16 protein-coding genes and 1 pseudogene are annotated in these 15,269 nt (G+C 72.1%); 5 read left to right on the top strand and 12 right to left on the bottom strand.

The window, feature by feature from the left end; all coding sequences use genetic code 11:
* Positions 1-446: 446 nt before the first annotated feature.
* A complete protein-coding gene (locus ABZW30_RS44300) occupies positions 447-716 on the top strand; it encodes a chaplin (protein ID WP_355677004.1) in 270 nt (89 codons plus the stop codon).
* 244 nt (positions 717-960) lie between these two features.
* On the opposite strand, the gene ABZW30_RS44295 is transcribed toward ABZW30_RS44300, so the two are convergent.
* A complete protein-coding gene (locus ABZW30_RS44295) occupies positions 961-1,776 on the bottom strand; it encodes a replication-relaxation family protein (protein WP_355677003.1) in 816 nt (271 codons plus the stop codon).
* A gap of 353 nt (positions 1,777-2,129) precedes the next feature.
* Positions 2,130-2,528 (bottom strand): hypothetical protein, encoded by a 399-nt coding sequence (locus ABZW30_RS44290; RefSeq protein WP_355677002.1) that lies wholly within the window; start codon positions 2,526-2,528, stop codon positions 2,130-2,132.
* Between the two features lie 128 nt (positions 2,529-2,656).
* Here ABZW30_RS44290 and ABZW30_RS44285 point away from each other — a divergent pair.
* Positions 2,657-2,810, top strand: a pseudogene (locus ABZW30_RS44285) (transposase); the annotation flags it as partial.
* A gap of 89 nt (positions 2,811-2,899) precedes the next feature.
* Positions 2,900-3,541, top strand: coding sequence for a hypothetical protein (locus ABZW30_RS44280; RefSeq protein WP_355677001.1), 642 nt, complete (start codon positions 2,900-2,902; stop codon positions 3,539-3,541).
* A 176-nt stretch (positions 3,542-3,717) separates the two neighbouring features.
* On the opposite strand, the gene ABZW30_RS44275 is transcribed toward ABZW30_RS44280, so the two are convergent.
* Positions 3,718-4,488, bottom strand: a complete 771-nt coding sequence (locus ABZW30_RS44275) for a S8 family serine peptidase (protein WP_355677000.1) — start codon at positions 4,486-4,488, stop codon at positions 3,718-3,720.
* A 27-nt stretch (positions 4,489-4,515) separates the two neighbouring features.
* On the opposite strand from ABZW30_RS44275, the gene ABZW30_RS44270 reads away from it, so the two are divergent.
* On the top strand, positions 4,516-4,995 hold the full coding sequence (locus ABZW30_RS44270; RefSeq protein ID WP_355676999.1) for a DUF4145 domain-containing protein: 480 nt from the start codon (positions 4,516-4,518) through the stop codon (positions 4,993-4,995).
* A 59-nt stretch (positions 4,996-5,054) separates the two neighbouring features.
* Here ABZW30_RS44270 and ABZW30_RS44265 read toward each other — a convergent pair whose 3' ends face one another.
* From ABZW30_RS44265 to ABZW30_RS44225, 9 genes are all read right to left on the bottom strand, one after another.
* A complete protein-coding gene (locus ABZW30_RS44265; protein WP_355676998.1) occupies positions 5,055-5,465 on the bottom strand; it encodes a hypothetical protein in 411 nt (136 codons plus the stop codon).
* A gap of 448 nt (positions 5,466-5,913) precedes the next feature.
* A complete protein-coding gene (locus ABZW30_RS44260; protein ID WP_355676997.1) occupies positions 5,914-6,222 on the bottom strand; it encodes a hypothetical protein in 309 nt (102 codons plus the stop codon).
* A gap of 26 nt (positions 6,223-6,248) precedes the next feature.
* Positions 6,249-6,965: a hypothetical protein gene (locus ABZW30_RS44255; RefSeq protein ID WP_355676996.1), complete on the bottom strand. Its 717-nt coding sequence runs from the start codon at positions 6,963-6,965 to the stop codon at positions 6,249-6,251.
* A complete protein-coding gene (locus tag ABZW30_RS44250; RefSeq protein WP_355677005.1) occupies positions 6,965-7,504 on the bottom strand; it encodes a SigE family RNA polymerase sigma factor in 540 nt (179 codons plus the stop codon). Before ABZW30_RS44250 ends, ABZW30_RS44255 begins: the two co-directional genes overlap by 1 nt.
* Before the next feature lie 1,074 nt (positions 7,505-8,578).
* The gene (locus tag ABZW30_RS44245; RefSeq protein WP_355676995.1) at positions 8,579-10,459 is read right to left on the bottom strand and encodes a hypothetical protein; all 1,881 of its coding nucleotides are present in this window, start codon (positions 10,457-10,459) and stop codon (positions 8,579-8,581) included.
* The gene (locus tag ABZW30_RS44240) at positions 10,456-10,617 is read right to left on the bottom strand and encodes a hypothetical protein (protein ID WP_355676994.1); all 162 of its coding nucleotides are present in this window, start codon (positions 10,615-10,617) and stop codon (positions 10,456-10,458) included. The genes ABZW30_RS44245 and ABZW30_RS44240 overlap by 4 nt, the downstream gene beginning before the upstream one ends.
* Positions 10,617-10,760: a hypothetical protein gene (locus tag ABZW30_RS44235; RefSeq protein ID WP_355676993.1), complete on the bottom strand. Its 144-nt coding sequence runs from the start codon at positions 10,758-10,760 to the stop codon at positions 10,617-10,619. Before ABZW30_RS44235 ends, ABZW30_RS44240 begins: the two co-directional genes overlap by 1 nt.
* A 268-nt stretch (positions 10,761-11,028) precedes the next feature.
* Complete coding sequence (locus tag ABZW30_RS44230; protein WP_355676992.1) at positions 11,029-14,016, bottom strand: trypsin-like peptidase domain-containing protein; 2,988 nt, start codon at positions 14,014-14,016, stop codon at positions 11,029-11,031.
* A gap of 59 nt (positions 14,017-14,075) precedes the next feature.
* On the bottom strand, positions 14,076-14,390 hold the full coding sequence (locus tag ABZW30_RS44225; RefSeq protein ID WP_355676991.1) for a trypco2 family protein: 315 nt from the start codon (positions 14,388-14,390) through the stop codon (positions 14,076-14,078).
* Positions 14,391-14,680: 290 nt separating this feature from the next.
* Between ABZW30_RS44225 and ABZW30_RS44220 the strand changes: the two genes are divergently transcribed.
* Positions 14,681-15,007, top strand: a complete 327-nt coding sequence (locus tag ABZW30_RS44220) for a hypothetical protein (protein ID WP_355676990.1) — start codon at positions 14,681-14,683, stop codon at positions 15,005-15,007.
* Positions 15,008-15,269: the final 262 nt, after the last annotated feature.

Genomic DNA, 15,269 nt, shown 5'->3' with positions numbered 1-15,269 from the left:
CGAGTCGTACTGATCGCCCACCTACGCCGCCGATACGCGGAGCGACCCACCGCCATCCCGGGATGATCTCCGGCTACGAAAATCTTGCCAGAGCCAGATAGAGGTGTACACCGACAGCCGTCGTCCTGGACAGCGCTGCGCCCGGCCTGCTCACCGGGGCCACCGCCGCATCCCGCCCGGCTGCGCCCCGGGCTGCTGGCCTTGTGCTGTGCAGTCGCCTGCTGGAACGCGGCTTCTACATGAGAACAGCCGGGAGCGGCGCTTGGCTCGCCTGCTGGAGCACCTGGAGGACGGCTATGACGTCTGAGTCGTCGACTGCGTGCCCTCTCTCGGCGTCATCATCGACTGCGCCCTGATGGCCGCCCTCCACCCGCCGTTGCTCTTGTCGGGTGATCTTTAGGTGTCGTGGATTAGCTCGCCAGGCGCCGACTGCGAAAGTCCTGGACATGAAGAGAATCGTGCTCCTGGCTGCGGGCCTGGGGGGCGTGCTGGCGACGGTGTGTGCCGGACCTGCCCAAGCCGGCGCGTTGACTGGCCCGCGCGATGATGGGTGCGTCAACGTCGGCAGCGCCGAGTCGGTCGGAGCCGCGGTCGGCTCGCCGGGCGTCCTGTCGGGGAACATGGTGCAGATCCCCGTGAACGCGCCGATCAACCTGTGCGGCAACAGCATCCACATCGGCGGCGGAGTTGGAGGCGGCGGCGGAGGCCCGGGCTAGTCACGGCCGACGCTGCGCCATCTCCATACCCATGGGGAGAGCACCTGCTGGAACAGCCCCCGTGCCGATCAGGCCGGGGCGGGACGGCAGCGACCAAAGCGACCGACACCGACACAGGCCGACCAAGCGGTGCGCGCTACGGGCAATGGGATGCAGCGCGCACCGCCCGGCAGATCCTGCCAGAGCCCCGCAACCCGGCTCCCCGGTAGACCCGGTCAGCACGCTGGTAGGCGACGGCTGGCTTTCAGCGCGGACGTCGGTTGCTTTCAGCGGCCGGCGTGTGGGGTGGCCGGCCACCGAGGACCACTGGCACGGCCAGCACCGGGAGGACGAAGGCGTCGCCTACTCCACCTGCGACGGCAAGATCTCCGCCCTCGGTGGTGCCCGGCCGTACCCCGGCCGGCAGGGGAGCGGTGGCCCAGTAGCGGGCGTAGGCGTTCAGCTTGGCGGCCAGGCGCGTGCCGCCCATCGTGCCGCGGTCGAGCTCGACGAACGCCAGGCCGCTGACCCGGGCCCCGTCGCCGGCCTCGCGCGCGTAGTGGAGCAGCCCGTCCGGGCGCACGCTGCCCTCCTTGCCTTCGGCGAAGCGGTGGGTGATCTCCGGGATGAAGTCGAACGCCCCGTAGACGTCACCCCGCTTGCGGGCGTCGGCGAGGAACGCCAGGTGCGCGCGGACCACGGCGAGCTGGTGCCACAGCGTGTACTTGAACGCGGTCTCGTCGCCTGGCAGCCGCGGGGCGGGGATGTCCGCCAGTTCCGGGAAGGCGCCGGCGATACGGACGCCGTGCTCGGTCGGGAACCAGCCCTTGGTCCGCCCGGACTGCGGCAGCACCAACTCCTCGGCCAAGCCCTCAACGCGCAGCCGCCGCAGCCGACCGCGCATCTTCTCGATCCCGCTGTCCGGGGCGTGCAACTGCCGCAGCTGCCGGGCGGTGGAGATCCGGAGCTGGAACAGGGAGGCGAGCACCGCCCAGGTGATCTCCACCTCCCGCGTCTCGCTGTCCGGCTCCGCGCCCGTCCTCGCCCTGCTCTTCGTCCTGGCGCCATCGTTCTTCGTCATCGAGGGGTTCCCCATCGGCTGGGCGCGGAGCCGGGTGCTCCGCGCGGTCGCCGAAGGGAATCCCACGAACCTTGGCGGACCCCTTGGTGAACAGCTCCCTCGGCCGCAACGATCACGTAACGGCCCCTACCAACGTTGGCGGTCGCCACCTTGACGGATTCCTTGATGACCGCCCGGATCCCTTGATGGTGGCCCGAAATACCTTGATGGAGCGGCCGGACACCTTGATGGTCAAGGTAGACACCTTGATGCCGCCCGGCCCGGACCATTCCGCCGCGGCCTACAGCTCCCAGGCCCCGCACCGTGGCCACCGGGGGGCGGCTTTCCCGGGGCTTGGTCCGTGTGTGGCGGCTCTACTTGCAGAAGGTCTTGGCTGCGAGCGCGGCTCCCGCGTCGAAGCCCTTCTGGTAGTTCGGGTCGACAGCGGTGAGACCCTGCGGAGGCTTGCTCTTGCAGTCCTGTTTGATCGCCTTGAAGCCGTCCCTGAAGCCCCGCTTGTACTGGTCGTTGGCGTTCTTCTGTCCGCCGGTCGTGCCGGTTGCCGGGGCCGTGCCACAGTCCACCTTGCCCTCAGGGCTTTGGACGGTCCAGTGACTGTCGGTCCCGACAGGGATGGTGAAGGTGCCGTCCTTCGCCACATTGGCCGATCCAGCCTGTATCCCGGCATCCGAGAAGGCCGCGACCAGCGAACCCCCGGTGAAGCCCGTGCCGCTGACCTGGTGCATGCCAAGCCGGTTCGGGTCGTTGGCCACAGAGCACGCTGCGGCCGCGGGGGCGGCGGGTGCGCTCACTGCCAGCCCGTGTGCGGCGACGGCCGGGCCGAGGGCGAGTGAGGAGATCATCAGGGGGGCGATTGCTAGGAGGCGACGCTGCCGTTTCATTGTCTCGTCCTTCCGTTGAGGCGGGAGAGCTGATCCGGCCGGTCATCACGGCTTGGAAGGGACGGCACCCATCGGTCAGCGGGCACCAGGGCCGGTACCGACGTGCGGGAGATCCTCAATACCATCTTTTACCAGGCCCGCACCGGCTGCCAGGAGCAGAGTGCTGCGACGCCGGCTGAGGTCCTGGTGGACCGTCCCCGTTCCACCACAACGACGACGGCTGGCGCGCCTACGACGACGCCGTGCCCATCGTCGCGACCACCCTGGAACTCCTCGCCGAACACGGCCCGCTCGGCCCGGTGTGGTGGCGCTACGGCCGCCCTGGCCGGCACTGCCCCACCGAGGCGCTGGAGAACCCGGACAACCGGGCCGCCTACGACCGGCGCCAGGCCGCCAGGGAGGACGAGTGGCACAAGGCCCACCAGGAGCTGATGGACTCCCTGGCCTGCGTCGACTGCGGCGACGTACCCGAACAGGAGAGCTCCTGGGTGTACGGCAGCCGCAAGTGGACCCGCTGCCCCGGCGGCCGCTGCTGGACCTGCCACCAGGACCGCAAGGAACGGCTCGAGCGGGAGGCCGAAGAGCAGTTGGAGGCCGCCCGGGCGGCGAACGCCTCGCTACGTCCGTGCTGGACGTGCCGGGGCTCGATCGGTGGCCAGGAGGGCTCGGAGCTGGAGCTGCGCCAGGAGGCCGACCCGTACCGCCTGGAATGCCCGCACTGCGCGTTCAAGCGCAGGAACACCGGCCGCCCACCGATCATCCTGCCCCTGCCCACCAACCGCGACCGCCGCCGCGCCGCCGCCGGCAAGCTCGACGATCCCTACTGGCACATCCGCCTGCACCACGCCGCGGACCAGCCCGCCCAGCAAGACCCCGATCGCTGACTGGCATTGCCGGCGGTCCGCGCCTGGCCGAGGCGGCGGCATTCCGGGGCGTGCTGGGCAGCCGGGGGCGGGCAGTAGGCGTCAGACCCGGCGCCTGCTGCCCGCCCCATAGCGGCCGGTGAGCGGGGATGGCGTGCGCGGCTCCGTCACCGCCGACGTCTTTCCCGGCTCCCGGCTCAGTTTCTCGATTCGGCGATGCTGTGCCATCCGTGCCCGGGGGCTCGCAGTCCGCGGATGCCCTCGGGGGTGCCGATGTCGGTGGGGGCGTCGTATCCCGGAGCCGCGCAGAAGGCGCCGGCGCAGCCGATGGTGATGTCGTTGAAGTCCTGCGGGTGGGCGTAGGGGTAGGAATTGGGGAAGGTGCCGGGGGCGGGGTTGCCGGCCAGGGCGTACATCCCGGCGATCAGCGGGGAGGACAGGCTGGTGCCGCCCTCGACCGTCCAGCCGGTAGTGGAGCCGACGGGGGTCGTGTCGTACACCGCCAGGCCGGGGTTGGAGTCCGCGACCGCGGAGACGTCGGCGGTGGTGCGGCTGCCGGGGCAGAAGGCGTCGTGCTGGAAGGCGGGCTTGGGTTCGAAGGCGGAGCAGCCGCATCCGCTGCCGGCCCAGGCGGTTTCGGCCCAGCCGCGCCGGTTGTGCGCGGGAGTCGGCGTGGTACCGCCCACCGAGGTCACGTAGGGGGAGGAGGACGGGTAGAGCGGAATTCCTCCGGCGTCGCCCGAGGCGAAGGCGAAGACGACGCCCGGGTGGTTGCGGAAGTGGAAGTCGAAGTTCGTTTCGCCCGGGCCCTCGAACGCGCCCCAGCTGTTGGAGACGAACTTCGCGCCCTGCGCGACCGCCTGGTCGACCCCGGCCAACAAGTTGGTCTTCGGACCCGCCGTGGCCTCGGGGCGGGCCCGCCTTAGGCGCTCCACTGGGGCTCGGGGGCGCCAAACCGGTGGCGCCATGTCCGGGTGGGGGACGAGACTGCGCGGATGGATGTGCTCCCGCCGCTTCCCGGACCGTTGCCCTGGCCGGTGGCCGATCCTCGCGCCCGCCACTTCGTGGCCCACTATTCGGACATGCACGGCCTGGTCGCGGGCCTGATCCTGCCCGAGCACGCACCCGCCTACGTGGTGAGCGCGCTGGAGACATCGCGCGAGCTGATCCGGCACTCCTACTACCGCTACGAGTTCACCACCGTCGCGGTCACGCACTCGCTGTTCGCCCTGGAGCGGGCCCTCGCCGAGCACCTGGGCGTGAAGAAGAACTTCCAGCAGCTGATCGCGCTGGCCGCCGCCGGCGGCGTCATCTCGGCCGACCTCGCCGACCGGCTCGACGCCGGCCGCCAGCTGCGCAACAAGCTCGCCCACGGCGACCTGACCGGTACCGCCCTGACTCCGGTCATGGCCGTGAACATGGTGCGCGCGGCCTTCGACACCGCCGCGCTGCTGTTCCCCGCGCCAGCGGCCTGACCGCCCCGCCTGGTGGGCCCGGCCTCCTGATCGGGGCCGGGCCCAGCACACGCCCTGGGTCAGGACATCCATCCGCCGACGCAGTCGGCGCACACGGACAGCTCGGTGTCGGTGGTAGGCCGGCCGCACGACTGGCAGTCATCGAGCCCGCTGTCGGCCGCGGTGAACAGGCAGGTGAAGCAGAACCAGGCGTCGCCGGGTCCGAGGCTCTTGGGCATCGCCTCGTGCCGGGTGTCCACGAAGGTGTCGGCATCGCACTCGGGGCAGGTGCGCAACAGACCGTCGCCGCCCATCCGGATTTCCCATCCACTGGCTTCGTTGAGCTCGGCGCTGAGGGTCAGCGGGCGCCAGGTGCCGCCGCCCCGGACGGCGGCGAGGGCCTGCTGGTAGCTCTCGGTGGTGCAGAAGGAGCGGATCTTCGCCATCCGCTGCTGCTTGTCGTCGGCCATGGTGATCTTCCGTTCGGGCACGCCGCCGACTCCGGCGCGCCGGGAAGAGCAGGCACGCGGACAGGTCCTCTGCCGGGGAAGCAGGCTTCTTCTGCCCGACGCAGCCAGGGGAGTCGGCCCTGAACGCCGTACGGCAAGGCCGCCGGAACGGCCTTTGCGACACCATAGCGCCCGCCGCCACCACCCGAAGGGCGGGTTCAGCTGGGCCTGGCCGCCCCAGCCGGGGTCGACTTCGCCGTTATCGAGGCCCAGCTCGGCCGCCTGGCCGCTGCCCATGACCGCCCGTCGGCCACCACCGTCCCGCCCGCCCGGGCATCCGATGATGAGGGTCTGGGCGAGCGGCTGGCGGCCCGTGCGACGAAGAAGGACGCGCTGGAGCTGCTGCACGGCCTTCGGGTGCGGCCCGGCGACCCGCGCAGCCGCAACGCCATCACCGAGGCGCTGCTCGCCGAACTGCTCACCTACGGCATCACGCTCGACCGGGGATCGGCGAACCGCTACGTCGAGGCCTTCGGCACACCGGCGGGCCGTGACCGCAGACCGTCCACAGGTGGGGGCCGACGCGCCGCACGGTCACCACCGCGCCGTCCGGCTCGCCCCGGCCGTGCCCGGCGGCGCCGTCGGCCGAGCCCCAGGTCCAGTGGAGGCGCCAGGCGCCAGCGCCCTGGTCGACGCAGGAAGTCCAGGCAGCGGCGCGCTCGTGTCCGGGCAGACCGGGGTAGCGGTGGGAGCGCAGGCCGGGGTGATGGCAATCTCTGAAGCCTTCAAAGATCGCCATCAGTGCACCGGCTTCGGGGCGACGGTTCAGGAGGACAGCGCCTTGCTCGCCAGCAGCTTCCCCTGGGCGTCGTACGCGGCGAGCCTGATCCCCTTGAGCGCGTCCTTCCCCGGATCGTTCTTCGGGTCGGCGGAGGGCTTGAGGCTGCTGGGCCCCCAGACATAGCCGCTGGCGTAGCCCGGGCTGCCGGGGAGCGAGGCGACGGTGGCCCAGTACGCCCGGCCGTCCAGCTCGATGGTCATCCGGGCCACCTGCCCGGGCCCGTGGTAGACGAGGTTGTACAGACCCTCGTGGTCCTGCCCAGGGGTCCCGTAGTACTGCATGGTGATCTCGGTCGCGCCCGCCGTCCAGGAGTACCCGCTGCATCCCGGGCCGCTTCCGTAGGCGGGAGCGTCGTGGATGCAGATCTCCTGGTCCTTCAGCTGCATCCACCAGTCCGGGCGGCCCAGCGACAGCTGCTGGCCGGGCTCCACCACCACGGCCTCGGGAGCCGGCCCCACCGGTACCAGCGGAGCCTGCGAGGCCGGTCCGACGGCCTGGGCCCCGCGCTGCGCGGACAGCACCGCACCGGTGCCGGCCACCACCGCGAGCGCGGCCACCACGGCCGACGCACCCATCGCCACCCGGCGCCTCCGCCGCTGCCGCCGCACATGGATCCGTACGGGCCCGGCGGACCAGTCCGCCACCGTGACCCGGGCCGCCTCATCCCGCAGAGCGCCGCGCACCATGTCCTCGGTGTCCATCACCTGTTGCCTCCGTTCGTGCCGTCGGTCGTCGAACCGGTGCCCGCCGCGTACGGGGCCAGCGCCGGGTGTCGGCGCAGTTTCGCCAGGCCCCGGCTCGCCTGACTCTTCACGTTGCCCACCGAGCAGCCGAGCACTTCGGCGACCTGGCACTCGCTCATGTCCTCCCAGTAGCGCAGGACGACCACGGCCCGCTGGCGCTGCGGCAGCTGCGCCAACGCCTGGAGCAGCACCGAGCGCTCCTCGACGTCGCGCTGGCCGCCGCCCGCGGTGTGCGCCCGATCGGGCAGGACGGGCACGAGCAGCTGCCTGACCCGGCGCCGCCGGTGACGACTCAGGTTGTTGTTCACCAGGGCCCGGTGGACATAGGCGTCCGGCTCCTCCAGGCGGCTGATCCGGGACCAGTTCCTGAAGACCTTCGCGAACGTCGCCTGCACCACGTCCTCGGCCTCGTGGTAGTCGCCCGTGAGCAGATAGGCGGTGCGCACCAGCCGCCGCCAGCGCGTGGCGGCGAACCCCTCGAAGTCAAGCTCCCGCAGGCCGGGGCCGCCCACGGAAGCCGGTGCCGTGACAGGCCGGGGCCGGTCCTCCACCGGGATATGCAATACGCTCGCGGTCATCCAATTCCTCTTCGCGTCCGCGCGACGACCCGACCGGACCATCGCTCTGCCCTACTCACCGCCGCGCCGCCGCAAGGGTTGCATGGCAATGTCCGCGAGAACGGGCCCCGGCTCAACTTCCCGGCCCTATCGCTGATTGAGGGGCCATCCGCTGGATGATCACGGTGGCAGGAGGATGACGCGCCTTCCCCACCGCAGCCGGCCCCGCCGCGACGGCCACTATCCCCAAGGCCCTGCGCCCGAGCGCCCAGGCGCCCGGCGCGGAGAAACCGGCCGTCCGGCACGGACGCGAGCACCCGCTCGACGTCGGCCGGATCCACGCCGCCCTCGTCACCGACGCCCGCACCCACAGCGAGGCCCGCGGCCCGCTCGACCTCGTCCCCGCCCCGGGTCCACCTTCTTGGTGGCAAGACCCGGATCCGGATCTCGCGCGAGTGCGTCCAACGCCTGTCAGGTTCGGGTCTGGGATGGGCGGGCAGAGATGGCAGCGGCACGGCGTTACTGGTTTGCGCTGATGGTGTGCGGGGTGCTGCTTGCATTGTCCCTGCCGCTCTATCTGACGCATGGCCAATCCTGTCCCCCGCAGCCGTCCGTCGTGGACGGGATGTCCATGTGCGCTGCACCGGTTTCGTCACCGATGGGAATCCTGAACAGCTACCACCTGGCACATCCCAGAGAGGTCCAGTTGTACTGGCTGGTCGCCCTGGTGTGCGGCAGTTGCGCGCTCGGCTGGTGGTACCGGCGATCGGGCGAAGGCCGGCGGGCCGTCGCGTGTGTGGTCGTCGCGGCGCTGCTGGCCGGCGCCACCATGGGCCTGACCTGGGCGGGTTGGAGCGGCTTCCACTCGCCCTCGGCCTGGGCGGAGTCGACGCTGCTGATCGTTTTCAACGGCGCCACGCCACTGCTGACCATCGGCCCTGCGCTGCTCGCACTGGCGGTTGTCGAGCGCGGCGCTGGGCTGTTCGCCTTCGCGGCCGGATACTGCGCTCTGGCCTATGTCTTCGCCACCCGCGACTCCTTCGGTGTCCTCCACAGTCTCGGCGTTTCGGTCGATGTGATGAGCGACCCGTCGGGAATCCGGCAGATGCTGAACCTGGCGATACCCACCGTTGTGCTGCTCATCGCGGCGGGTGCGGCGTACTGTGTCGGCGTCCTGGGCCGTCGACGCCCCGGGTCAGCGCCGTAAGAGGGTGTTGAGCCGGGGGCGAGGCCCTGGCCGACCTGCGGTCTCGCCAACGGTCTCGAAGTGTCCGGGAGACGGTTTGCCTCGGCTGCAAGCAGCTGCTCAATGTCCCGGCCGGCGGCCGCGGCGCGGGCCCTGTCGACCGTCGTGCGCGCCACCAGACGCCTCACCAGACGACCGGCCAGACGCCCTACGGGACGACTCACAAGAGGCAGGCGGTCAGGTCGGCCCCGGGCTCCGATGACGTCGATCAGGCCCTGCTCCAGGGCCTGGCGGACGATCAGGGCGGCGTCGTCGGCGGTGTCGCAGGCGAGCGGCCGGCCGGGCGCCGTGGAGTCGACGAGGTAACGGCCGTCGATCAGCACGGCCCAGCCGTCCGCACGGCCGGCGCCGTGCTCGATCCAGCCGAGCAGCCGGGCGGCGTTGTGGATCAGGTCGTAGCGGCCCAGGCGCCGCGCAGGTAGGGCTCCGGTGGCGGGCGCAGCGGGTCGTCGTCCTGCTGACGGGGCAGCACCGCCGGTCCCGGCCGGGACGGTTCGACGTCGGCCGGGAGCGCGGGGGCGGGCTGACGCGCTCGGACTCGGTGAGGTCGGGCCAGCGGGTCTTGTCCCGGATGTTCTGCGCGGCGGCGTGGGCGAGGGAGCTGTAGCCGGGCAGCCGCACGGCCAGTTCCTGGAAGGCGGCGACCGGGTCGCCGTTCTCGGTCTCCTCCAGGAAGGTGGTGAGCTTGCGGCGCATCGCGTCGGCGATGCCCAGCAGGTAGCGGCCGTCCTCTCCCCAGCGGGCGAGGTCGTCGTCGGCCCAGGCGGCGGCCGCGCGTGCAGCGGGGGTAGCAGGTGCAGCAGCAGGGCCGGGTGCAGCGCTGCACGGTGCAGCAGCAGCGGAAGCGGCAGCACGCGGCGAACGAGGTGCTCGCCAAGGCGGACGAGGCGGGCCGCGTGGCGGCCGGGTGGGTGCGCGGGCTCGCGGCCCGGCAGGCGGAGGAGCGGCACCGCGCGGTGCTGGAGAGGGCCGCCGACGCCGTCGAGCAGGACGCTGGCCGGGACGGCGCGGCCGGTCTCCACCAGCCACTCCTTCATGGCCTCGGTGACGTCGCCGTGGTGGTCGGCGACGCGCTGGGAGCACTCGGCGGCGTCGAAGCCGCCGGTGCTGGCGGAGCCGTAGGTGCGCTCCTCGGTGCCGTCGGCGCGGACGATGTAGCCGCGCCGGTTGCCGCCGGAGTCCTTCTCCGAGCCAGGCGAGTACGTGTACTGGTTGGCCTTCATCCGGACCGTGAACGCCAAACGGCCGCTGGCCTGGCCGGTCTCGTGCACCACGGGCGCGAGGTGGCTCGCGCCGGACTTGATGGTCTGCTTCCCGGCGCGGCCGGCCATCGACCCGCCCGCCTCGCCCACGGTGTCCTTGCCCCGCACCCGGGCCTTCTGCCCGGTCTTGGTGCGGCGGCGGCTGGTGTTCGCCTCCGCGATCCCGGACAGCGCCTCCTCGTCGCGCTCACCGCCGCGTACCGCCCGGACCAGCTGGCGCAGCGCGGCGACCATGCTCGCGCCCTTGCCCTTGGTGAAGAACTGGGACACCAGGCTGGCGTCCCGGTTCAGCATCTTGGCGACCTGGCGCTTGGTGTAGCCCTGGTCGATCAGCTGCTGGGTCAGCCTCGCGGCTTCGTTCGGGTTGTTCGGGTCGGCCGGGCTCACCAGTCAGCTCCCTTCTCGCCCTCGTACCCCGCGAGCCCCGTCACCCGGCGCACCCGCTGGGCGGTGAGCTTGTCCAGCTCCTTCTTCTCCGCAGCGATGATCTCCGGCCGCAGCCCGCGCAGCGAGGCGAGCTCGGCGGTGTACGTCTGGCGGTCCATCAGGCGCCGGTCCCCTGGTCCCCAGTCGTGGCGGCGAGTTCCGCCGCTTCCTTGTCGATACGCTTCAGGGCGGCCTTGAAGACGGCCTTCTCCCGAGCCTTCTGACGCTGGTCATAGGCGGCACGGTTGTCCGGGTCGTCCAACGCCTCGGTCAGACAGCGCCGACCAGAACCACCACACCGACCCGAGCGGGCCGTGCTCGAAGAAGCCGCGGTAGTCGTCGATCTTCTTGGCGACGATGGGGGTGGGACTCGTTGTCGAGGTCGACTTCCACCAGGAGCACCGGGATGCGGTGGTTGGGGGCCTGGAGGACGGCGTCGGCGCGGACCTTGGGTTTGTGCGGGGTGATGTGCTCGATCTCGGTGGCCCACTGGTCGATCCGGCCGAAGCCGGGTCCGACAGCGGTGGCGGTCAGCGCGCGCCGAAGTCGTCCGGCGCGCGGGTGCCGAGTCGTTCGAGCAGCTCGTCGTGGCGGAACTGGTAGGCGCGGGCCGTGGTGCGCAGCAGGTCCTCGCACTGGGCCCAGTCGAGGAAGGCCATCAGGTGCCAGGGCAGCAGCCGTCCGCGCGCGACCAGCAGCATGCCGGCGTACACGCGGCTGACCTCGGCCACGAAGCCGGGGCCCGCGGCGAGTCCGGAGCTGGCGGTGGTGGCGAGGGCGAGGGGCAGTGGTACGGCGAACCAGGGCTGGGTGAGGGTCGTGTAGAGGGCGAGGCCGGCGACCATGCTGCCCGCGATCAGCCCGGCGCGGAAGTCGCGGCGTACGGCGGTGGCCGGGGTCGGCACGCCGCTGAGGTCCGGGTCCGGCAGGCCGCCGGGGTCGGCCCCGTCCCGCTGGCGGGCGGCGATCGCCCGGGTGACCGCGAGGATGAGCGCGACCGCGCCGCCGCCCCAGCCGCCGATCACGCCGAAGCGGTGGCCGATGGTCGCGGCCAGCGCGGCGGTGGCGAAGGCCGAGGCGAGGCCCGTCCAGCGCAGGGTGGGCCGGTCGACGTCCCGTCGGACGGAGATGGCCAGGCCCAGTCCGAAGACGAACACGAAGCCGCCGCCAAACGCGAGGCCGAAGGCTGGACCGACGTAGAGCGAGGTCACCAGCCCCGCGGTGCCGCCGAACAGCAGCCCGTACCCGAGGCGTTCCACTCCCAGGGCGGAGCGCAGCCGCCGCAGCTCCATGTCCCGGGGCTGCACCCACCGCCCGCTGACGCTGCGGGCCGACATCGCGGGCAGCAGGGTGAGCAGGGCCAGCATCTCGACGCCCGGCTGCGGCAGGTAGCCGTTCGCCCGCAGGCCCAGGACCAGGCAGGCGTACAGCGGGATCCAGCAGGCCAGCGTCAGCGTGGCGGCCGTGATCCGCGGGGCCCGGTCGCCACAGATCGGCCAGAGGCGGTGCGGCAGGATGTCCCGGCGGGAGCGTTCCTGGCCGGGCTGGGTCGGGACGCCTTCGGTGAGGAGGAAGTGGGCGATGGCGGAGAGCCAGCGGTTCACGGACTTCTCCGTATAAGCCCGGCGGGTGTGCGTTTCGACCTTGGCGGGGATCAGCTGGTCGAGCAGGAGCGCCCGCAGCCGCTGCGTTCCCGCTCGGCCCGCCGACTCGGTCGGGGCGCGGCCGGCGAAGGCCCGTAGCGCCGCGGCGCCCGACCGGCTCCGGGAGACGGCGGCGGTCAGGCTCAGCATCCACGGCGTGTTCAGCACGGTCGCGAAGACCGAGCCGGGATCGCCCAGGCCGGCCCGTACGCCGGTCTCCTCGAGCAGGCCGAGATCCGCCTCCTGGGCCGCCAGGTACTCCCAGGCCGCCGCCGCACCCACCGTCTCGAGGGCCACCGTCGCGGCGGCGGGCAGCCAGGCGCCGTCGGCCTCGAGCTCGGTGGAGGCGTCCTCGCGGCAGGCGAGCACGAGCGGGCCCGGGTGGTCCGCCAGGGCGCCGAGGGCCTTACGGGCCCGCTCGCGCCCGGCGGCCGCGATGTCCATCTCGTCGAGGCCGTCGAGCACCGGGACGAGCCGGCCCTGCAGCAGCAGGCCGCGGACCAGGGCGGGGTCGATCCCGTCGTAGTCCTCGGCGACGGCCTCGCACATCCAGTCGACGAAGGGCACGGACGGGTCCCAGCGCGCGATGCCGACCATGAAGGCCAGCCGTTGTCCCGGCTCATCGGCGAGCAGGCGGTGGGCCAGTTCCAGGGCCAGCAGGGTCTTACCGGAGCCGGGCGGGCCGGTGATCACCAACCGGGGCGGGGCGAGGGACCGGAAGTAGTCGGCCACCGTGTCGAAGCTCCCGCCCGACGCGGCGCCCACAGGGGTGAGCCGGGAGGTCGCCGCGAGCCGAAAGGACACGTCGATGGCGTCGCTCTGCCGTCCGGCACCGCCGAGCAGGCGCTGACGGCGCGCCATGACGTCGCCCGCGAAGGCGGAGCGCAGCTTCGCGGCGGCGCGGGTGAGGTCGCGGTCGGTCCGTTTCGACGGGGCGGCGGTCGACTTGAGCAGTAGGACCAGCGACAGGGCGAGCCCGGCCACAGCGGCGACGCTGGCCGGGCTCGTACCGCTGGCGCCAGAGGCGAGTTGCCGTACCACCAGGGCCAGGGCCACGGCGAAGCCGACCGCGGCAAGGAGGGCCGTGCCCCGCAGACGGGCGAGCGCCGAGGTGGCTACGGTGTCGGGGGTGTCCGGGCGGGTGGCGGCGAGGTCGTCGTAGAAGTCGACCGGGTCCAGTTTTTGGTCGGCCTCCGGCGCCTGCGGGGTGATGCCGTGGGCGACAAGGGCGTCGGCGAAGTGCCGCTGCTTCAGGAGCGGTTCCAGCCTGACGGCGACCAAGTTCCGCGTCGGCCGCGGCTGTTGGCGCAGCAGCACCGGTTTGTCCGCCGTCAGCACCCCGACCAGCAGGCCACCGGACCACACGGCGGCTCCCGAGGCGCCCGCCCACGGCGACACGTCCGGCCGAGCGGTCCCGTCGTCCGGGACCTCGATCCAGAACCGCCCGCCACGCACGCTGTCCAGAGGCTCCACGGGGGCGTCCCGCACCATCCCGCTGTCGCGGTACCGGCGGGTGGCGTTCTTACGGGGGAAGCCGAGGAAGCTGCAGCGGGACCTGGCGTCGGGGAACCGGCCAAGCAGTGCCGGGGCAAAGCCGGGCGCCGCCCAGGCCGGGTCGGTGATCCGCAGCAGGGCGACGTCGGAGGACGGGTTCGCCTTGATGTCGACGGGCCCTCGCGGCCACAGCAGCGCGGCCTCGAACATCGCCGAGTCCTCGCCGTCGCGGAGCCTGCGGACACGCAGGTCCGAACGCCCGGCGGCGGCCGGCTGGGCGACGTGGTAGGCGGTGAGGACCAGGTCGTCGGCGATCAGGAACCCGCTGCCGGACTCCTCCCGGGCGGCGTTGCGGATCTCCACGACCCGGGAACTCTCCATGCGGCGGAAGTCCTGCGTACGGTCTGCCGCCGGGCGCTGTACCACGCCGCCGCGCCCGCTCAGTCAGTCTGCGGGGACCAGCGGTCCGCGATCGTGACCTCCTCGCCGGTGCCGTCCAGGACCGGCTGCAACGTCAGCTTGATGCGGTGCACCCGCTCGGTGCTGGCCCCGCCCCGCACCTCCGCACTCCAGGGCAGCACGAGGATCTTCGTACGGGCCGAGCCCTCCTTCTTCACCTCCACGGAGAACTCCAACTCCACTGGGCCGGTACGGAACTTCAGCTCCTCGTCCTCCCCCGCGGCCATCGCCTGCCGCAGCTCACTGCGGATGGCGCTAATCGTCTCCCCGAGTTCCGCCCACGGTTCCTGCGACACACGCTCCCCCTCAGGCTGTGGCTGGCGATGCGGGGTCAGCTTAGGGCGGTGTGGATCGCCTTGTGTAGAGGATGAGTTGAGGCACTCGGAGCACGCCGGAGCACGCCGGAGCACGATGGGTGGGGCCCGGCTGCCGCGCCCGGCGACTCGGCGCTGCGCGGCGGCTGACCCCGGCGGGTACGGGGAGGACACTTGCTGGCCTGACCCTATGAGGGCCGGGCCCCCTTCCGTGCTCAGCCCGGCGATGCCTATCGTCCGGGCACACACGAACTCGGGAAGGAGGCCCGGCAGTGTCTGTCTACGTCGGGATCGACGTGCATCGCAAGCGCTCCCAGATCGCCGTGGTCGACCAGGACGGCGAGGTCCAGGTCAACCGCAACGTGCCCAACGGGGTGGAGACGGTGCTCGGGGTGATCGGGGACCTGCCGATCGGCACTCCGGTCGCGTTCGAGGCCGCCTACGGCTGGGGCTGTACTGACCCGATCGGCGTCAGCTCTTCACCGTCCTTCGGCGTGACGCTTCACCACCGCCTCAGCACTGCCTTGAATGCTGTGGCGGAGTCGCCGGGGGCTCTGTTCCAGCGGGCCTTAACCGTCGCGGGACTCGGTCGGCGATAGCCCGGCGGCAGCGTCTTCGCCGTCCTTGCCCTTCCTCCCGTCAACCCCGGGTCGCCCGCGTCGCCCGCGTCGCCCGTCCTCCCCGTCCTTCCCCTTCCTGCCTTCCAGGCCAGGGGGGCCAGCGGGGCCCGGAGGGCCAGGCGGACCGGAGGGGCCGGGCACGGTGTCCCGGTTTCGACAGTTGGCGGGCACACGACCGGGCGTGATCGGATGTCTTCGCAGGTCAGCGTGATTTGAGTGGTCTGGAGCGGTATCGGTCTGC

Source organism: Kitasatospora sp. NPDC004669 (assembly GCF_040609455.1).
Lineage (GTDB): Bacteria > Actinomycetota > Actinomycetes > Streptomycetales > Streptomycetaceae > Kitasatospora.
Note: the sequence above shows the minus strand (reverse complement) of the source record. Positions and strands in the feature narration are given on the sequence as shown.